The organism is Caulobacter endophyticus (assembly GCF_003116815.1).
GTDB lineage: Bacteria > Pseudomonadota > Alphaproteobacteria > Caulobacterales > Caulobacteraceae > Caulobacter > Caulobacter endophyticus.
Window position 1 is genome coordinate 113,653 of the sequence record NZ_QDKQ01000057.1, and the last position, 17,744, is coordinate 131,396.

The 17,744-nt window shown below is 68.3% G+C and carries 17 protein-coding genes; 15 read left to right on the forward strand and 2 right to left on the reverse strand.

All coding sequences use genetic code 11. The annotated features are described in order from the left end of the window. Positions 1 to 48 precede the first annotated feature (48 nt). Both DDF67_RS16995 and DDF67_RS17000 read left to right on the forward strand, forming a co-directional pair. Positions 49 to 1,197: an acyl-CoA dehydrogenase family protein gene (locus tag DDF67_RS16995; protein ID WP_109102038.1), complete on the forward strand. Its 1,149-nt coding sequence runs from the start codon at positions 49 to 51 to the stop codon at positions 1,195 to 1,197. 120 nt (positions 1,198 to 1,317) lie between these two features. Continuing rightward, positions 1,318 to 2,898 carry a globin-coupled sensor protein gene (locus tag DDF67_RS17000; protein WP_109102039.1) on the forward strand — a complete coding sequence of 527 codons (1,581 nt, stop codon included), beginning with the start codon at positions 1,318 to 1,320 and terminating at the stop codon, positions 2,896 to 2,898. Between the two features lie 242 nt (positions 2,899 to 3,140). On the opposite strand, the gene DDF67_RS17005 is transcribed toward DDF67_RS17000, so the two are convergent. Beyond that, positions 3,141 to 3,452 (reverse strand): hypothetical protein, encoded by a 312-nt coding sequence (locus DDF67_RS17005; RefSeq protein ID WP_101720636.1) that lies wholly within the window; start codon positions 3,450 to 3,452, stop codon positions 3,141 to 3,143. Positions 3,453 to 3,799: 347 nt separating this feature from the next. Here DDF67_RS17005 and DDF67_RS17010 point away from each other — a divergent pair, with 347 nt between their 5' ends. The 13 genes from DDF67_RS17010 (at position 3,800) to DDF67_RS17070 (ending at position 16,689) form a co-directional block, all read left to right on the forward strand. After that, on the forward strand, positions 3,800 to 5,767 hold the full coding sequence (locus tag DDF67_RS17010; RefSeq protein ID WP_109102040.1) for a methyl-accepting chemotaxis protein: 1,968 nt from the start codon (positions 3,800 to 3,802) through the stop codon (positions 5,765 to 5,767). Then, a complete protein-coding gene (locus DDF67_RS17015; protein ID WP_408608618.1) occupies positions 5,767 to 6,051 on the forward strand; it encodes an STAS domain-containing protein in 285 nt (94 codons plus the stop codon). The genes DDF67_RS17010 and DDF67_RS17015 overlap by 1 nt, the downstream gene beginning before the upstream one ends. Then, positions 6,048 to 6,413, forward strand: coding sequence for a response regulator (locus DDF67_RS17020; RefSeq protein ID WP_058347355.1), 366 nt, complete (start codon positions 6,048 to 6,050; stop codon positions 6,411 to 6,413). Before DDF67_RS17015 ends, DDF67_RS17020 begins: the two co-directional genes overlap by 4 nt. A 57-nt stretch (positions 6,414 to 6,470) precedes the next feature. Beyond that, positions 6,471 to 8,780, forward strand: a complete 2,310-nt coding sequence (locus tag DDF67_RS17025) for a chemotaxis protein CheA (protein WP_109102042.1) — start codon at positions 6,471 to 6,473, stop codon at positions 8,778 to 8,780. Positions 8,781 to 8,784: 4 nt separating this feature from the next. After that, positions 8,785 to 9,252, forward strand: a complete 468-nt coding sequence (locus DDF67_RS17030; protein WP_109102043.1) for a chemotaxis protein CheW — start codon at positions 8,785 to 8,787, stop codon at positions 9,250 to 9,252. Further along, positions 9,252 to 10,130 carry a CheR family methyltransferase gene (locus DDF67_RS17035; RefSeq protein ID WP_109102044.1) on the forward strand — a complete coding sequence of 293 codons (879 nt, stop codon included), beginning with the start codon at positions 9,252 to 9,254 and terminating at the stop codon, positions 10,128 to 10,130. Before DDF67_RS17030 ends, DDF67_RS17035 begins: the two co-directional genes overlap by 1 nt. A 2-nt stretch (positions 10,131 to 10,132) precedes the next feature. Further along, positions 10,133 to 11,161 carry a protein-glutamate methylesterase/protein-glutamine glutaminase gene (locus DDF67_RS17040; protein WP_109102045.1) on the forward strand — a complete coding sequence of 343 codons (1,029 nt, stop codon included), beginning with the start codon at positions 10,133 to 10,135 and terminating at the stop codon, positions 11,159 to 11,161. A 4-nt stretch (positions 11,162 to 11,165) separates the two neighbouring features. Then, a complete protein-coding gene (locus DDF67_RS17045) occupies positions 11,166 to 11,555 on the forward strand; it encodes a response regulator (protein ID WP_058347350.1) in 390 nt (129 codons plus the stop codon). Then, the gene (locus tag DDF67_RS17050; protein WP_109102046.1) at positions 11,552 to 12,127 is read left to right on the forward strand and encodes a chemotaxis protein CheD; all 576 of its coding nucleotides are present in this window, start codon (positions 11,552 to 11,554) and stop codon (positions 12,125 to 12,127) included. The genes DDF67_RS17045 and DDF67_RS17050 overlap by 4 nt, the downstream gene beginning before the upstream one ends. A gap of 5 nt (positions 12,128 to 12,132) precedes the next feature. Then, the gene (locus tag DDF67_RS17055; RefSeq protein ID WP_109102047.1) at positions 12,133 to 12,522 is read left to right on the forward strand and encodes a chemotaxis protein CheU; all 390 of its coding nucleotides are present in this window, start codon (positions 12,133 to 12,135) and stop codon (positions 12,520 to 12,522) included. Between the two features lie 7 nt (positions 12,523 to 12,529). Further along, positions 12,530 to 13,132 carry a response regulator gene (locus tag DDF67_RS17060; RefSeq protein ID WP_101711067.1) on the forward strand — a complete coding sequence of 201 codons (603 nt, stop codon included), beginning with the start codon at positions 12,530 to 12,532 and terminating at the stop codon, positions 13,130 to 13,132. Continuing rightward, complete coding sequence (locus DDF67_RS17065) at positions 13,129 to 13,584, forward strand: chemotaxis protein CheE (protein ID WP_109102048.1); 456 nt, start codon at positions 13,129 to 13,131, stop codon at positions 13,582 to 13,584. Before DDF67_RS17060 ends, DDF67_RS17065 begins: the two co-directional genes overlap by 4 nt. A 255-nt stretch (positions 13,585 to 13,839) precedes the next feature. Next, positions 13,840 to 16,689 carry a TonB-dependent receptor gene (locus DDF67_RS17070; RefSeq protein ID WP_109102049.1) on the forward strand — a complete coding sequence of 950 codons (2,850 nt, stop codon included), beginning with the start codon at positions 13,840 to 13,842 and terminating at the stop codon, positions 16,687 to 16,689. A 215-nt stretch (positions 16,690 to 16,904) separates the two neighbouring features. Here the strand turns inward: DDF67_RS17070 and DDF67_RS17075 are convergent, their stop codons facing one another. After that, entirely contained in the window at positions 16,905 to 17,534 is a 630-nt protein-coding gene (locus DDF67_RS17075) for a TetR/AcrR family transcriptional regulator (protein WP_109102109.1), read from the reverse strand. Positions 17,535 to 17,744: the final 210 nt, after the last annotated feature.

Genomic DNA, 17,744 nt, shown 5'->3' on the forward strand with positions numbered 1-17,744 from the left:
CGGCGAATAAAACGATCGTTTGACGCGACGGAACAGGAAGGAAACACCATGGCCCTCGACCGCGAGACCCGCGACCAGCTGCTCGACATGGTCGCCCGCTTCGTGGCCGAACGCCTGCGGCCGATCGAGGCCCAGGTGGCCGAGGACGACGTGGTTCCCGAATCGGTGATCGCCGAGATGCGCGACCTGGGCCTCTTCGGCCTGTCGATCCCCGAGGAGCACGGCGGCCTTGGCCTTTCGATGGAGGACGAGGCGCTGGTGGCCATCGAGCTGGGCCGGGCCTCACCGGCCTTCCGCTCGGTGTTCGGCACCAATGTCGGCATAGGCAGCCAGGGCCTGGTGATGTTCGGCACCGACGAGCAGAAGGCCAGGTGGCTGCCCGGCATCGCTTCGGGACAGACCGTGACCTCCTTCGCCCTGACCGAGCCGGAGGCCGGTTCCGACAGCGCTTCGGTGCAGACCCGGGCCGTGCGCGATGGCGACGACTATGTCCTGACCGGCTCCAAGCGCTTCATCACCAACGCCGGCAAGGCCTCGCTGTTCACGGTGATGGCCCGCACCGATCCCGACGCCAAGGGCGGCTCGGGCGTCTCGGCCTTCCTCGTCCCGGCCGGCCTGCCGGGCCTGCACGTGGGCAAGGCCGAGAAGAAGATGGGCCAGCAGGGCGCCCACATCCACGACGTCACCTTCGACGGCGTGCGCGTGCCGGCCGAGAACCGCCTGGGCGCCGAGGGCGAGGGCTTCAAGGTGGCCATGCAGGTGCTCGACCGCGGCCGCCTGCACATCGCCGCCGTCTGCGTGGGCGTGGCCGAGCGGCTGATCGCCGACTGCGTGGCCTACGCCTCCGAGCGCAAGCAGTTCGGCCAGCCGATATCGAGCTTCCAGCTGATCCAGGCGATGCTCGCCGACAGCAAGACCGAGGCCCTGGCCGCCCGGGCCCTGGTGCTGGAGACCGCCCGCAAGCGCGACGCCGGCGAGGGCGTGACCCTGGAGGCGGCGGCCGCCAAGCTGTTCGCCTCGGAGATGGTCGGAAAGGTCGCCGACCGGGCCGTACAGATCTTCGGCGGGGCCGGCTATGTCGCCGACTATGGCATCGAGCGCCTGTATCGCGATGTCCGTATTTTCCGGATTTATGAAGGCACCAGCCAGATCCAGCAGCTGGTCATTGCTCGCGAAACACTTCGGCGTGGCGGATAGCCGCAAGCAGAACACGGTAGAGTGCGACGACCTGACGCGCTCAAAACGGGAAAAGTTGTTGGCGGATTAACCATCAGCCGCGAGAGTGAACCTCGATATCTCAATCGAGGATGCGGCCAGATGAGCCAGGACTATGCACTGAGTGACCGCGTTGCGTTCATGGGTCTCGATAATCGAGCCCGTGCGGCTCTGCGGGCTCTGCGTCCGCTCATCGAGAAGGAAATCGGTCCGGCCCTGAAGGGCTTCTACGACCGCGTGAAGGCCACCCCCGAGACCCGCAAGTTCTTCGGCGACGAACGCCACATGGACGCGGCCGGCAGTCGCCAGAAGTCGCACTGGTCGGTGATCGCCGAGGCCGACTTCAGCGACACCTACGTCAAGGCGGTCCGCACCATCGGCGAGACCCACGCCCGCATCGGCCTGGAGCCGCGCTGGTACATCGGCGGCTACGCCCTGGTCAGCGAGCACCTGATGCGCGCGGCCATCCGCGAGGTCTGGCCCAAGGGCTTCATGGCCAAGGCCGACGGCGCGGAAAAGGCCGGCGACGCGGTCTCGGCGCTGATGAAGGCGGTCATGCTCGACATGGACTTCGCCATCTCGATCTATCTGGAGACCATCGAGGCCGAGCGCCGGCGCCTGGAAGAGGTGCGCCTGGCCAATGAGCGCAGCCAGACCGCCGTGGTCCAGGCCCTGGGCGAGGCTCTGGCGCGCCTGGCCGAAGGCGATCTCGCCTCCCGCCTCGACATCGAGGTCACGCCCGACTTCCAGAAGCTGAAAGGCGACTTCAACGCCGCCGTGGCGACGCTGGAAGAGGCCATGGCCGCCGTTTCAGCCGCCACCGACGGCATCCGCTCCGGCACCGACGAGATCGGCGTCGCCGCCGACGACCTGTCGCGCCGCACCGAGCAGCAGGCGGCCAGCCTGGAAGAGACCGCCGCAGCCCTCGACGAGATCACCGCCACGGTGAAGCGCGCCGCCGCCGGCGCCCGCCAGGCTTCCGACGTGGTGGCCGGCGCCAAGACCGACGCCGAGCGCTCGGGCGTGGTGGTCACCGACGCGGTGGCCGCCATGGGCGAGATCGAAACCAGCTCCCGCGAGATCAGCAACATCATCGGGGTGATCGACGAGATCGCCTTCCAGACCAACCTTCTGGCGCTGAACGCCGGCGTCGAAGCCGCCCGGGCCGGCGATGCGGGCAAGGGCTTCGCGGTCGTGGCGTCGGAGGTACGGGCGCTCGCCCAGCGCTCGGCCGAGGCGGCCAAGGAGATCAAGGCCCTGATCGGCGCCTCGTCCAAGCAGGTCGAGGCGGGCGTGGCCCTGGTCGGCCAGACCGGCGAGGCCCTGCGCGGCATCGTCGTCAAGGTGGCGGAGATCGACGCCCTGGTCGGCGAGATCTCGTCCTCGGCCCAGGAACAGTCGAGCGGCCTGGCCCAGGTCAACATCGCCGTCAATCAGATGGACCAGGTCACGCAGCAGAACGCCGCCATGGTCGAGCAGACCACCGCCGCGACCCACTCGCTGAAGGGCCAGTCCAACGAGCTGACCCGGCTGGTCGGCGGCTTCAGGACCTCTCGCCAGGCGGCCAAGGCGCAGATCGCCCGCCCAACGCCTCGCCCCGCCGCGCCCCAGGTGGCGTCCCGTCCCGGCGCGCACCGCGGCTCGGCCGCCGTCGCGCTCGACCAGGACTGGGAAGAGTATTGAATTCTGTGCAGCCGGGGCGCGGCGTAGCTTAGCGCGCTCCGGACAGTTTCTTCGCGCGTCTCCTCAACTGGCCCGCCTTCATGGCGGGCTTTTTCTTGGAGCGCATCCGGCTTTACTTGGCAGAGCTGTCGTCCGGACAGCAAAACGCCCCCGCCGATCCGGCCTTGGCGCGTCCCGTGCGGGATGCGCCGGCCTGGACCAGCGGAGGCGTTTGAAACCCCCTCTGGGAAGGCGCGTAAGTCTTACGCGCCGCCCGGGAAGCGGAACGGAACCTTCACGGTGCCGGTCTTGGCGCCCATCGGCAGCTTCTCGGCGATGCACATGGCCGCCTTGTCGAAGCCCTTGCCGGCCGCGCTGTTGTCGACGACCTTGCAGCCCGAGAGCTTGCCGGCGTCGGCGGTGCACTCAAGCATCACCTGGGCGGCGTCCTTGGTGTTGGCGAACTGCTGCAGGCAGCGGCCCATCTGGTCTTCGAAACCGCCGGCGGCCGAAGCGGCCTGAGCGACGAAAAAGCTGCCGGCGATTCCCGCGGCAATAGCGATCGGATATTTCATCCCGCTGCTCCTAGTATTTTTTCTTCGTCCGTTGGACGTTGCGCCAACCGGACGCCTGCACCTTTTCGCAGCCGCAAGTTAAGATAGTCTGAGTCACCGAAGAATAATCGATATTTACTTATCGATAACCATAATGACTTGTGAATGGCGCCATGCCGCCACATTCACCCCACTCTAGACTCAAGTATGCGCGCGTACGCACACATCGATACGGGTGCGACAGGGGGTGCGACAGGGTGCGGCCATCATCCTTAACCAAAGTCAGGAAGAATTAGGAATCTATCGTGATGATCGCCCCACATTGCGGACGGTCCGTGGGCACGGCCGTCTCTTGGAGGGGATTTGTCATGAAGCGCTTTCGACTCGTCGATCTGCCGTTGATCATAAAAATCGGCTTCGCGCCGGCCTTCGCACTGCTGATGCTGGCGGCCATGGCCGTCGGGTCCATCGTCGTGCAGAAGAGCCAGTCGGCGGCGCTGCAACAGGTCGTCGAGACCGACATGCGCACCAACAGCGAGATCCAGTCGCTGTCGCGCCGCATCACAGACTCCCATGGCAAGCTCTACCAGATCCTGGCCTCCAAGGCCGACCCGATGGCCGCTCCCGCCGGCCCGCGCATCACCGAACTGCTCGCCGAGTTCGACACCCTGGGCAAGGAAATGAAGGCCATCTCGGGGCGCCTTCCGGCCTCTGAGCGTCCGAAGATCGACGCCCTGGTCAAGGCGCTGGCCGAGTGCCGCAGCGCCGTCGACACCGTCAGCGGCATGGTCGACGTCGACGCGGGCATGGCGATGAGCTTCGCCGGCAGCTTCGAGGACCAGTACGTCAAGATGGCCGCGCAGCTGCAGAAGGTCGTCGACGACGCGGCCAACCGCGCCAAGGCCCAGGCCGCCAAGCGCCAGGCCGAAGCCGCCGCCTCGATCAGCATCACCATCGTTCTCTCGCTCATCACCCTGGCCGCCGTCGGCGTCCTGGCCTTCATGACCGTGATGACCACCCGCAAGTCGATCGCCGACATCGCCGGCGCGACCGAGAAGCTCTCCAAGGGCGACAACGGCATCGATCTGGAGCGCCTGACCCGCGGTGACGAACTGGGCGCCATCGTGCGTTCGCTGAAGGTGTTCCGCGACAACCAGCTTCACCTCGAGCAGCTGCGCGCCGAGCAGGAAAAGACCGCCGCCCTGACCGCCGACGAGCGCCGCGCCAAGGAACAGGCCGCCGCCGCCGCCGCCCGCGAGAGCGCCCTGGTGGTCAGCTCGCTGGCCGAGGGCCTCGAGCACCTGGCCCAGGGCGACCTGACCTTCCGCGTCACCGCCAGCTTCCCGGGCGAGTACGCCAAGCTGAAGGACGACTTCAACGGCGCCATCGCCCAGCTGCAGGACACCGTGAAGGTCATCACGGCCTCGACCGACGGCCTGCGCACCGGCGCCGACGAGATCGCCCACGCCTCCGACGACCTGTCGCGACGCACCGAGCAGCAGGCCGCCAGCCTGGAAGAGACCGCCGCCGCCCTCGACGAGCTGACCGCCACCGTGCGCCGCACGGCCTCCGGCGCCCGCCAAGCCTCGGACGTCGTCTCGACCACCCGTGGCGAAGCGACGCATTCCGGTCAGGTCGTGCATCAGGCAGTGTCCGCGATGGGCGAAATCGAAAATTCCTCCAAGCAGATCAGCCAGATCATCGGCGTGATCGACGAGATCGCCTTCCAGACCAACCTCCTGGCGCTCAACGCCGGGGTGGAGGCCGCCCGGGCGGGCGAAGCGGGACGTGGTTTCGCAGTCGTCGCCCAGGAAGTCCGCGCGCTCGCCCAGCGCTCGGCTGAGGCCGCCAAGGAGATCAAGACCCTGATCTCGTCGTCGACCCAGCAGGTCTCTGCGGGAGTGAGCCTGGTCGGCCAGACCGGCGAGGCCCTGCAGCGGATCGTCGTGAAGGTCGGCGAGATCGACGCCCTGGTCACCGAAATCGCCGCCTCGGCGGCCGAGCAGGCGACCGGCCTCAACGAAGTCAACACCGCCGTCAACCAGATGGATCAGGTGACCCAACAGAACGCCGCCATGGTCGAGCAATCGACCGCCGCGACGCACTCGCTGAAGGGCGAGACCGCGGAGCTGGTGCGCCTGATCGGTCGCTTCCGTGTGGGCGAAGGCTCGAGCCAACGTTTTGAACGCCCGCGCGAAGCCGACGTCGCCGTCGACTCGCCGGCCCGCAACCCCGTCGCCGAGCAACGCGCCCGGCTCGGCGCCTTCGCCCGGCCCGGCCGTGGCGGAGCCGCCGCAGCGGCCGCCCCGGTCAGCGACGGCTGGGAGGAGTTTTGATGACTGTTCTTTCGCTGCCCGAGACGCTTGATCTGAAGGCGTCGGGTCCCCTCAAGGCGGCGTTCCTGGAACGCCGGGGCGATGCGGTCGAGGTCGACGCCGGAAGCGTGCGTCGCCTCGGCGGCCTCTGCCTGCAAGTGCTCCTGGCGGCCAAGACCGCCTGGGCGGCGGACGGAAAGTCCTTCTCTATCCGGGCCCCTTCGGAGGCCTTTGTCGAAACCACCCGTCTGTTCGGCGCCGAAGGGGCGCTTCTTTCGGCGGATACTCATGGAGTTCAATCGTGACGCGGACGGTCCTCACGGTCGATGATTCCCGGACGATGCGGGACATGCTGCGCATGGCCCTCGCCGGCGCCGGGTTCAACGTCGTCGAAGCGGTCGACGGCGAGCACGGGCTCGAAGTTCTTTCGGCCCATCGCCCCGACGTGATCATCACCGACATCAACATGCCCAAGCTGGACGGCTTCGGCTTCATCGAGGCGGTGCGGGTCGACGACGACTATCGCGCCATCCCGATCCTGGTGCTGACCACGGAAAGCGACCCGGCCAAGAAGGACCGCGCGCGCCGCGCCGGCGCCACGGGCTGGATCGTCAAGCCGTTCAACCCGGAAAAGCTGGTCGACGCCATCCGCCGCGTCGCGGCCTGACGTCGTTTCCCCCTGCCCGGGGGCACTTAAAGACTCTCTCGTTTTAGGAACGTTGGAATGGACGAGTTAGAGGCCATCAAGGTCACCTTCTTCCAGGAGTGCGAGGAACTGCTCGCCGACCTCGAAGGCGGGCTCCTGGCCATGCAGGACGGCAACGACGATGGCGACACCGTCAACGCCGTGTTCCGCGCCGTCCACTCGATCAAGGGCGGCGCCGGCGCCTTCGGCCTCGAGCCGCTGGTGCGCTTCGCCCACGTGTTCGAGACCCTGCTCGACGCCGTGCGTTCCAACGAAGTGCCTTCGACCCCGGACCTGGTCGCGACCCTGCTGCGCGCCTCGGACGTCCTGGCCGACCACGTCAGCTCGGCCCGCGGCCTGGGCGTCGTGGACGAAGCCGTCTCGGCCGCCATGGCCGCCGAACTGAAGGCGTGCACCGACCCGAACGCGGCTCCGGCGCCCGTCGCCGCCGCGCCCGTAGTCGAGGCTCCGGCCTTCGAAGCGGTGTCCGCCGCTCCGGCCGAGGTCCTGATCGGGGCCGACGACGCCCTGGACGACGACGACCTCGGCTTCGACTTCCAGCCGATGACGATCACCATCGACGAGCAGGCGGCCGACGTCGCCGCCGCCGTGGGCAACGTCTGGACGGTGTCGATCCGTCCGAAGTCGGACCTCTACCGCAAGGCCAACGAGACCGCCCTGCTGCTGCGCGAACTGGCGCGCCTGGGCCCGATCGAGGCTGCCCTGGACGCCAGCGCGATCCCGCCGCTGGACCAGCTCGACGCCGAGGCCGCCTACGCCACCTGGACGGTGCGCCTGGAAACCGAGGAAGACGAGAACGCCATCCGCGAAGTCTTCGAGTTCGTCGACGGCGATTGCGACTTGGAAATCACCCGCGGCGAGGCCCTGAGCCCCGACGCCGCCCTGGCCGCGCTGCTGGCCGGCCCGGCGCCCGCCGCCGTTGAAGCCGCGCCCGAGCCGGTGGTCGTCACCGAGGCGCCGGTGGAGATCAAGGCAGCCCCCGAACCCGTCGCCGCGGCGCCGGTGGTCGAAGCCGCGCCGGCTCCGGTCGCAGCGCCGGTCGCTCCGGCCCCGGTCGCCGCCGCGCCCGCCGCCCCGGCCGCGGCCAAGACCCAGCAGATCGACGTCCCGGGTCCGGGCCAGTCGGTGATCCGCGTCGATCCCGAGCGCATCGACCGCCTGATCGACCTGGTCGGCGAGCTGGTCATCAACCAGGCCATGCTGGCGCAGCGCGTCGGCGAATACGGCATCGCCCCCTCCTCCAACCTGGCCATGGGCCTCGACGAGCTGGAACAGCTGACGCGCGAGATCCAGGACAGCGTCATGGCCATCCGCGCCCAGCCGGTGAAGTCGGTGTTCCAGCGCATGCCGCGCCTGGTCCGCGAAGTCGCCAGCATGACGGGCAAGCAGGCCCGCCTGGTGATGGACGGCGAGAACACCGAGGTCGACAAGACGGTCATCGAGCGCCTGTCCGACCCGATCACCCACATGCTGCGCAACGCCATCGACCACGGGCTGGAAAGCCCCGAGGAGCGCAAGGCGGCCGGCAAGAATCCGGAAGGCGTCGTGAAGCTGGCCGCCCTGCACCGCAGCGGCCGGATCGTCATCGAGGTCTCCGACGACGGCAAGGGCATCAACCGCGAACGCGTCCACTCGATCGCGATCAAGAAGGGCCTGATCTCGCCGGAGCTGCAGCTGACCGACGAGGAGATCGACAACCTGATCTTCCTTCCGGGCTTCTCGACCGCCGACAAGATCTCGGACGTCTCGGGCCGCGGCGTCGGCATGGACGTGGTCAAGCGCTCGGTGCAGGCGCTCGGCGGCCGCATCTCGATCACCTCGCGCCCGGGCCAGGGCTCGACCTTCACGCTCAGCCTGCCGCTGACCCTGGCCGTCCTCGACGGCATGGTGGTCGACGTCGCCGGCGAGACCCTGGTGGTGCCCCTGGCCGCCATCGTCGAGAGCCTGCGTCCCAAGCCCGAAGAAGTTCGCCCGCTGGGCCCGGTCGGCTCGGTGCTGGCCGTCCGCGACAGCTTCGTGCCGCTGATCGACGTCGGCCTGACGCTGGGCTACCGCGAAGCCTCGCCGCCGCCGACCGAAGGCGTCGTGCTGCTGGTCGAGGGCGAGGACGGCTCGCGCGCCGCCCTGGTGGCCGACGCCATCCACGGCCAGCGCCAGGTGGTCATCAAGTCGCTGGAGCAGAACTACCAGCAGGTCGACGGCGTCGCCGCCGCGACCATCCTGGGCGACGGCCGCGTGGCCCTGATCCTCGACGTCGACGCGGTGATCAGCCTGCGTCGCCGCGAACCGCCCCGCCCCGTCGAACCCACCCTGATCGCCGCGGAATAAGCCGATGTCCGAAGAAATCATCACCACCGGCGCCGAACGCCGCGAGCTGATCTCCTTCCGCGTAGGCGAGCAGGAATACTGCGTGGACATCATGGCCGTTCGCGAGATCCGCGGCTGGAGCCCGGCCACGACGCTTCCGCAGTCGCCCGGCTACATGCGCGGCGTCATCAACCTGCGCGGCGCGGTGCTGCCGATCATGGACCTGGCCTGCCGCCTGGGCATGCCGGTGATCGAGCCGACCGTCCGCAGCGTGTTCATCGTCGTGAAGGCGGGCGACCGCATGATCGGCATGCTGGTCGACGCGGTGTCGGACATCCTGTCGATCACCGACGACCTCGTTCAACCGACCCCGGACCTGGCCTGCGACGCCGTTCGCAGCTTCATCCGCGGCATCATTTCCATCGACGGCCGGATGATCAGCGAGATCTCGCTCGATCGCCTGCTGCCCGAGCGTGAGGCCCTGGCCGCCTGATGACCTTCGCTTCCGCCCCCACGGATCGCCGCGAAGCCATCGTCGATGGCGAGTTCGCGTTCACGACCCAGGACTTCAAGCGTATCGCCGAGATCCTGTACGGCATGGCCGGCATCAGCCTGCCCGACACCAAGGCCACGCTGGTCTATTCGCGCCTGGCCAAGCGCCTGCGCGCCCTGGGCCTGCGCTCGTTCAAGGAATACTGCGCCTTCGTGACCAGCGAGCAGGGTCACGACGAGAGCCAGGAAATGCTGCGGGCCCTGACGACCAACGTCACCCGCTTCTTCCGCGAGCCGCACCATTTCGACGACCTGCGCGCCAACATCCTGGAGCCGATCGCCGACCAGGTGCGCGCCGGTCGCCGCCTGCGCCTGTGGTCGGCCGCCAGCTCGTCGGGCCAGGAACCCTATTCGATGGCCTTCACGGTGCTGTCGGTGTGGCCGAATGCGGCCGAACTGGACATCCGCATCCTGGGCACCGACATCGACACCAACGTTCTGGCCACCGGCCGGACCGCCGTCTATGACGAGCACCTGCTGGAAGGCGTGTCGCAATCGATGCGCGGCCAGTTCTTCGAGCGTGATCCGAGCGACCGCCGCGCCTGGCGGGTCTGCGAGGCCGCGCGCAGCCTCGTCGCCTTCCGCGAGCTGAACCTCAACGGTCCGTCGTGGCCGATGAAGGGTCCGTTCGACGCCATTTTCTGCCGGAATGTCGTGATCTATTTCGATGAACCGACCCAGGAGCGGGTCTGGAGCCGTTTCGCGCCGCTTCTGGCGCCGGGCGGCAAGCTCTATGTCGGCCACTCCGAACGCGTCGGCGCCAATGTGCGCGGCTTCGAGAGCTGCGGCCTGACCGCCTATCGCAAGGCGGGGGTCTGACCATGGCCAAGATTCGCACCCTCGTCGTCGACGACTCGGCGACCATGCGCGGCCTGATCACGGCCGCCCTCAACCGCGATCCCGAGATCGAGGTGGTCGGCGCGGCCGGCGACCCGTTCGAGGCCCGCGGCATGATCAAGGCCCTGAACCCCGACGTCGTGACCCTCGACATCGAGATGCCGAACATGAACGGCATCGAGTTCCTCGAGAAGATCATGCGCCTGCGGCCGATGCCGGTGGTCATGGTCTCCAGCCTGACCCAGGCCGGGGCCGAGATGACCCTGCGCGCGCTGGAGCTGGGCGCCGTCGACTGCGTGGGCAAGCCCACCACCGCCACCGGCACCGCCGAGGCGCTGGCCGAAGTCGCCGAGAAGGTGAAGACGGCGGCCCGCGCCTCGGTCCGCACCAAGGCCGACGCGCCCGCCGCCCCCGCTCGCCGCGGCGCGTACCTGCCTTCGGGCGACGTCGTGGCCATCGGCTCGTCGACGGGCGGCGTGGAAGCCCTGCTGACCATCCTGTCGCAGTTTCCCGAGACCTGCCCGCCGACGGTCATCACCCAGCACATGCCGGCGACCTTCACCGCCAGCTTCGCCGCGCGCCTCGACCGCGCCAGCGGAGCCAAGGTGCAGGAAGCCGTCGACGGTGCGCCGCTGGAAGTCGGCAAGGTCTATGTCGCCCCCGGCGGCGCCACGCACCTGGAAGTCGTCCGCTCGGCCGGCCTGCGCTGCCGCCTGGTGGCCGGCGACCCGGTCAGCGGCCACCGCCCCTCGGTCGACGTGCTGTTCCGCTCGGTGGCCCAGGCCGTCGGCGACAAGGCCGTCGGCGCGATCCTGACCGGCATGGGCCGCGACGGCGCTCAGGGCCTGCTGCAGATGCGCCAGGCCGGCGCCCGCACGGTGGGCCAGGACGAGGCCAGCTGCGTCGTCTACGGCATGCCGCGCGCCGCCCAAGAAATCGGGGCCGTGGAGAAGCAGGTTTCCCTGTCCTCCATCGGCCAATCCATCCTCGATCTGGCCTCCGCGAGGCGATAGTCCCATGCCCCAAGCAAGCTCCATTTCCGTTCTCGTCGTCGATGACCAGCTGACCATGCGGGCGCTGATCCGAAATGCGCTGCAGCAGATCGGCTTCAAGGACATCCGCGAGGCTCCCGACGGCGAAGAGGCTCTCAAGAACCTCCTGGCCAAGCCGGCCAACCTGGTGATCTCGGACTTCAACATGCCGAAGATGGACGGCCTGGCCCTGCTGCGCGCCGTGCGCTCGCATCCGCCGATCCGCCAGACCGCCTTCGTCATGCTGACCGGCCGCGCCGACCGCGAGCTGGTGCAGCGCGCCGTGCAGTTCGGGGTCAACAATTACTGCGTCAAGCCGTTCACGGTGCAGGGCCTGCGCGACAAGATCGAGCAAGTGTTCGGACAGCTGACATGATCGGCAGGGATTATTCTCACGACGACGAGCTGCGCGCGACCAAGGTCCACGTGACCCAGGGCGAGAGCCATGTCTCGACCGACCCCAACGTGGTGATGACCACGGTGCTGGGCTCGTGCATCGCCGCCTGCATCCGCGATCCCCAGGCCGGGGTCGGCGGCATGAACCACTTCCTGCTGCCCGACGCCGGCGACGGCCGGAGCGGCAGCGGCGGCGACGCCGTGCGCTATGGCGCCTACGCCATGGAACTACTGATCAACGGCCTGCTGAAGAAGGGCGCCCGCCGCGAGCGGCTGGAAGCCAAGATCTTCGGCGGCGGCAAGCTGTTCGACAGCCTGTCGGACGTCGGCGCCAGCAACGCGGCCTTCGCCGAGCGCTTCCTGCGCGACGAAGGCATCCCGATCGTCTCGTCCAGCGTCGGCGGAGTCTCGGCCCGCCGGGTCGAATTCTGGCCGGTCACCGGCCGGGTGCGCCAGCGCCTCGTGGCCGTCGACAACGCGCCGCAGGAAGTGCGTCGTCCCGCCCCCATTCCCCAGCCTGCGTCCAACGCCGGCGACCTGGAGCTGTTCTAGTCCTCATGACCGCCCCGTCGACCGCCGCCGCCGCTCTCATCGTCTCGCCGGATCACCAGCTTCCGGTGGGCGAGCTGTCGCGCCGGCTGGCGGCCGAACTGGCGGCCGCGGCGATGATCTGCCGCGAGTGCGAGCACGTGGCGGGCGAACTGGCCACCGGCGGCGCGGCGCTCGAGAACATCACCCGCCTGCAGGCCCTGGACGAGCTGAGCCAGCGCCTTCACGGCCTGTCCGACGTTCTGGCCCGCATCAGCCAGCATGCCTCGGGCGAGTGGAGCCTGTCGGTCGATCCGCTGCTCGAGGGCCTTGGCCTGGCCGACCTTGTCGTGCGTCTGCGTTCGGACCAGGAGCATGCCGGCTGGGGCGCCGAGGCCGGCGAACTCGACTTCTTTTGAGGCTTCGATGCCCGAGCCGCTCAATCCATCGACGCGGATAAACCTCGAGCGCGCCACCGTGCTGGTGCTCGACGACAACGGCGCGTCCCTCGACATCCTGTCGGGCGTCGTCTCCGGCTTTGGCGTGCGCACCCTGCACCGCGCTGAGTCGGTCAAGGACGCCCAGGCGCTGGTGAAGATCCACACCTTCGACCTGATCATCAGCGACGTGCAGATGCCTGAGGTCGACGGCTACGAATTCATCCAGTGGCTGCGGCGCGAGGCGTCCGAGCAGAACCGCTACGTTCCGGTGATCCTGGTCACCGGCCACACCCGCATCTCGCAGATCTACAAGAACCGCGACGCGGGCGCGAATTTCACCGTCGCCAAGCCGATCACGCCCAAGGTGTTGCTGGAGCGGATCTTCTGGGTGGCGCGCGAGGAACGAGCCTTCATCGAGTGCGATACGTACATCGGGCCCGATCGACGGTTCAAACACGAGGGGCCGCCGCCGGGGACGGACGGCCGACGCAAGGACGACCTTCAGGGGGAGGTTGGGGATGCCCAGGAGCCCAACATGTCCCAAGAGGAAATCAACAATCTGATGAAGATCGCGAAGGTGCAGATATGACCGTTCGCAAGTTCCGTCCGCCCAACCGCCTGGCCTCGATGATCAAGGACCGCGGCGGCATCCTGGCCAAGGATGCGGTGGCCGCGGCCGAAGCCAACATCGAGACCCTGCGCGAAAGCTCGCTGGCGGCGCTGGACGCCGCGCTGGAGGCCATCGAAGCCCGCTTCGGCCCGGTCGCGCCCGATCGCGGCGGCGAGGACTTCGAGACCCTCTACACCATGACCCTGAAGATCGTGGACGTATCCGGCTTCGCGGCTGACGCCGGGGTCGACGAGGCGGCGGTGTCGCTGTGCGCCCTGGTGGACGCCTGCGCCGAGGCCAAGGCCTGGCGATGGGACGCCGTCGACGTCCACCTGTCGGCCCTGCGCCTGCTGCGCAACGTCGGGGCCAGCCTGCCGGCGGAGCATCGCCGGGGCATGCTTGAGGGCCTGCACAAGGTCGTTCAGCGCTGAAATCCCCGCTTTCGTAGCGCCGGCGCCACGCTCGCGCCGGTCGTTGCAACTGTTACCGGTCCCATCACTTGATGCGTTCTCCGGTGTTTGTTACGCGTTCGTTGCTACCGGTGTCAGAGAACTCCAACAAGGAGTGACACCGGTTTCCAGAATGACGGCCGAGAACGGTCGCGCGGGAAGGACGCGGGACTGTTTCGAAGCCACGGCGGGGTCGTCCAAGACCACGTCGCAACGAAACGAACGGGAGGAGGAACAATGTCCTACGGACATGCTGCGCGCCTGCGCGCTCTGAAGATCAGCGTCTCGGCCGGCGCCGTCGCCATGGCCCTGGCGGCCGCGGGTTCGGCCATGGCCCAGGAAGCCCAAGCGACCACCGAGGACGACGCCGTCGAGGCCGTCGTGGTCACCGGCTTCCGCAACAGCCTGGCCAAGGCCCTCAACGTCAAGCGCGAGGAAGCCGGGGCCGTCGACTCGATCCTGGCCGAGGACATCGGCAAGTTCCCCGACCTCAACCTGTCGGAATCCATCCAGCGCATCCCGGGCGTGGCCCTGGCCCGCGACGGCGGCGAAGGCCGCCAGATCTCGGTGCGCGGCCTTGGTCCCCAGTTCACCCGCGTGCGCATCAACGGCATGGAAGCCCTGACCACGGCGGGCAGCGCCGACTCGTCGGGCGGCACCAACCGCGGCCGCTCGTTCGACTTCAACATCTTCGCCTCGGACCTGTTCAACTCGATCACGGTGCGCAAGACCGCCGAGGCGACGACGGAAGAGGGCTCGCTGGGCGCCACGGTCGACCTGCGCACCGCCCGTCCGTTCGACTACAACGGCTTTGCGATGTCGGCCTCGACCCAGGCCAGCTTCAACGACCTGTCGGAGAAGGCCACGCCCCGCGGTGCCTTCATGATCTCCAACACCTGGGCCGACGGCAAGTTCGGCGCCCTGTTCTCGATCGCCTACACCAAGCGCAAGATCGTCGAGGAAGGCCACAGCACCGTGCGCTGGGCCACCGGCAACGCCTTCTCGCCGGGCTTCGACGCCGTGCCGAACGGCGCCGGCCTGCCGACCACGGCCAACACCACGCCCACGGCCGTGGCCAACAACGCCGCCCTGCACCCGCGCTTCCCGCGCGTCGACCGCTTCAACAGCGACCAGGAACGCCTGGGCGCGACCCTGGCCCTGCAGTTCCAGCCGTTCGAAGGCACGACGATCTCGTTCGACGCCCTCTACGCCGACCTGAAGGGCACCCGCGAGGAGGCGTACCTGGAGGCCCCGTCCTTCAGCACCGGCGGCGCCTGCACCGCGGCCAACGTCGCCACCAGCTGCGGCATCGCCGACACCAACGTCGTCTCGTCGACCATCCAGGACGGCGTGATGGTCAAGGGCGTGTTCGACGACGTCGACCTGGCCGTCGAGAACCGCTTCGACAAGCTGCGCACCAAGTTCACCCAGTTCTCGCTGACCGGCGACCACCAGATCAACGACAACTTCACCATCCACGGCTTCGTCGGCCACTCGGAGTCGGACCACACCAACCCGATCCAGACGACGCTGCGCTTCGACTACTTCAACGTCGACGGCTACGGCTTCGACTACACCGACAGCCGCAATCCGAAGTTCAACTACGGCAACGCCGCGCTGACCGACCCGACCAAGTGGCGCCTGACCCAGATCCGCCTGCGCCCGCAGACGGCGCTGAACACCTATGACGCCGCCCAGGCCTGGGGCGTCTACAAGCTGAACGACGCTTGGTCGATCAACGCCGGCCTGAACTTCAAGCAGTACGACTTCGAAACCACCGAGATGCGCCGCACGGTCGGCACCACGACCAACCAGGAAACGGCTATCCCGACTGCCATCGCGGGCATGTCGCTGGCCAACTTCTCGACCCTGGCCACCCTGGGCGGCACGCAGACCATCATCCCGAGCATCGCCAAGGCCGTCTCGGCGCTCAGCCTCTACGACCCGACCGCCTACGGCGGCGCCTTCCGCCTCGGCGCCGAGCCGTCGCTGGGCAACAACCGCAGCGTCACCGAAGAGAACCGCGGCGGCTACGCCCAGGCCGACTTCCGCACCGAAGTGGGCGACTGGGGCCTGCGCGGCAACTTCGGCGTCCGCTACGTGAAGACCAAGCAGTACGCCACCGGCTACACCTATGTCGGCGGCGCGCCGGTCGCGATCTCGGCCGGCCGCGAGTACGACGACACCCTGCCCTCGATGAACCTGGTGCTCGAGCCCAGCGAGAACTTCCTGATCCGCTTCGGCGCGGCCAAGGTGATGTCGCGTCCCGACCTGGGCAGCCTGACCCCGGGCTCGACGGTCAGCGTCTCGGGCACCGCCCGCAGCGTCACCGCCGGCAACCCGAACCTGGACCCGTTCCGCGCCAAGACCTTCGACCTGGCGTTCGAATGGTACTTCCAGAGCCAGGCCCTGCTGTCGCTGGCCCTGTTCCAGAAGAACATCGACAGCCTGGTGCAGACGGTCACCACCTCGACCACCTTCACCGGCAACCCGTTCGGCATCCCCGACAGCGTCGCCGTCGCCGCCTGCGGCACGACGGTCGGCTGCAGCCCCTCGGCGCAATGGAACTTCTCGACCCCGGTCAACACCGACGGCGGCAAGGTCAAGGGCTTCGAGGTCAATTACCAGCAGCCGTTCAAGTTCCTGCCCAGCTTCCTGGCCAACACCGGTGTTCTGCTGAACTACACCTACGTGAAGTCGGACGTGAAGTACGTGAACTCGGCGGGCGCGGTCGTCGCCTCGACCGACCTCACGGGCCTGTCGCGCAACGGCTACAACGCCACCCTCTACTACGAGGACGCCAAGTGGAGCGCCCGCGTCTCGGCCTCGTACCGCGACCGCTACCTGACCCGCGTGCTGGGCCAGGAGAACACCGCCGCCGCCCCGGTGCTCTATGACGGCACCAACGAGACCTTCAATGTCGACGCCTCGGTGCAGTACACCCTGAACGACCAGTTCAAGATCACGCTGGAAGGGGTGAACCTGACCGACGAGTACCAGGACCAGTTCACCGGCGCCCAGAACATGCCGGTGGTCTACCACCACACGGGTCGCGAGATCCTGCTGGGCCTGCGCTACAAGTTCTGATCCGGACTTAGAAGCGCCCCGCCTTCGGGGGGAGGCGGAAAGGGCGTCGGCGAAAGCCGGCGCCCTTTGTCGTGGGTGGAGCACAAGGAACCTCCCCCTCTGGGATCGGAGGGGGAGTTGGTGCGAGAGCGGCCGCCCCCTCGAAAGCTGAAAACGCCCCCCCGCCGGCCTGCGGCCGCCTCCCCCAGAAGGGGAGGTTCCAGGCTCGCTCGCCCTCAGTCCGGCCAGAGGTCCTGGATGTCGCCCTTGCGGTTGAGCATGTGGGTGGCGCGCTTGATCAGCATCAGCAGGCGCTCGCGGCGGCCTTCGCCATCGTAGGTCAGGGTGGTGCGGGCCAGGCCTTCGAGCATGAAGCGGGCCAGGTCGCGGCTGGCCTGGAAGCGCGGGCCGGCGCCGGCATGCAGGATCTTCAGGAAGTGATCGCCGGCCTGGGCGCGGTCGAACTCGGCCTGGGCGGGCGCCAGCAGGGCCTGGATGGCCGGGTCGGTGCGGCCGGCCGCCTCCAGCTCGGCGAAGGCCAGGAAGGGCTCGCTGTGCAGCAGGTCCCAGTAGCTGTCGATGGCGTGCTCGGTGACGTCGGCGCCGGCCGGGATGCTGTCGGCGGCGGCGCGGAACAGGGCCGAGCGGGCCGCCTGGACGTGGGCCACCGCGGCCTCAACCAAGGCCTCGCGAGTGGGGAAATGGTAGAGCATCGCCCCGCGCGTCAGGCCCGCGGCGTCGGCGATCACCGGGTTGGTCGCCGCGTGATAGCCGATCTCGGCGAACAGACGCATGGCGCAGTCGAGGATGCGCGCGCGCGTCTTCAGCGACTTCGGTGTGTCCTTGGCGAGGCGGGCGGCGTCCATCGGGGTCATCTAGTGCGGACGATGCTGCGCTGCAACAGTCGTTTTCCCAATCAATGCAAGGGATCGCGGCGGTTTCAAGTCGTCGCGTGAGCGCCCGCCACAACGGCGCCGTCTGATCGAAACGAGGGCTTACGCAACGGCGCCCGCCGACTCGGCCCGCCCCGGCCGCGAAACAGTCCTTGCGACAGACGACCGCGCCCCAAGCCGAAC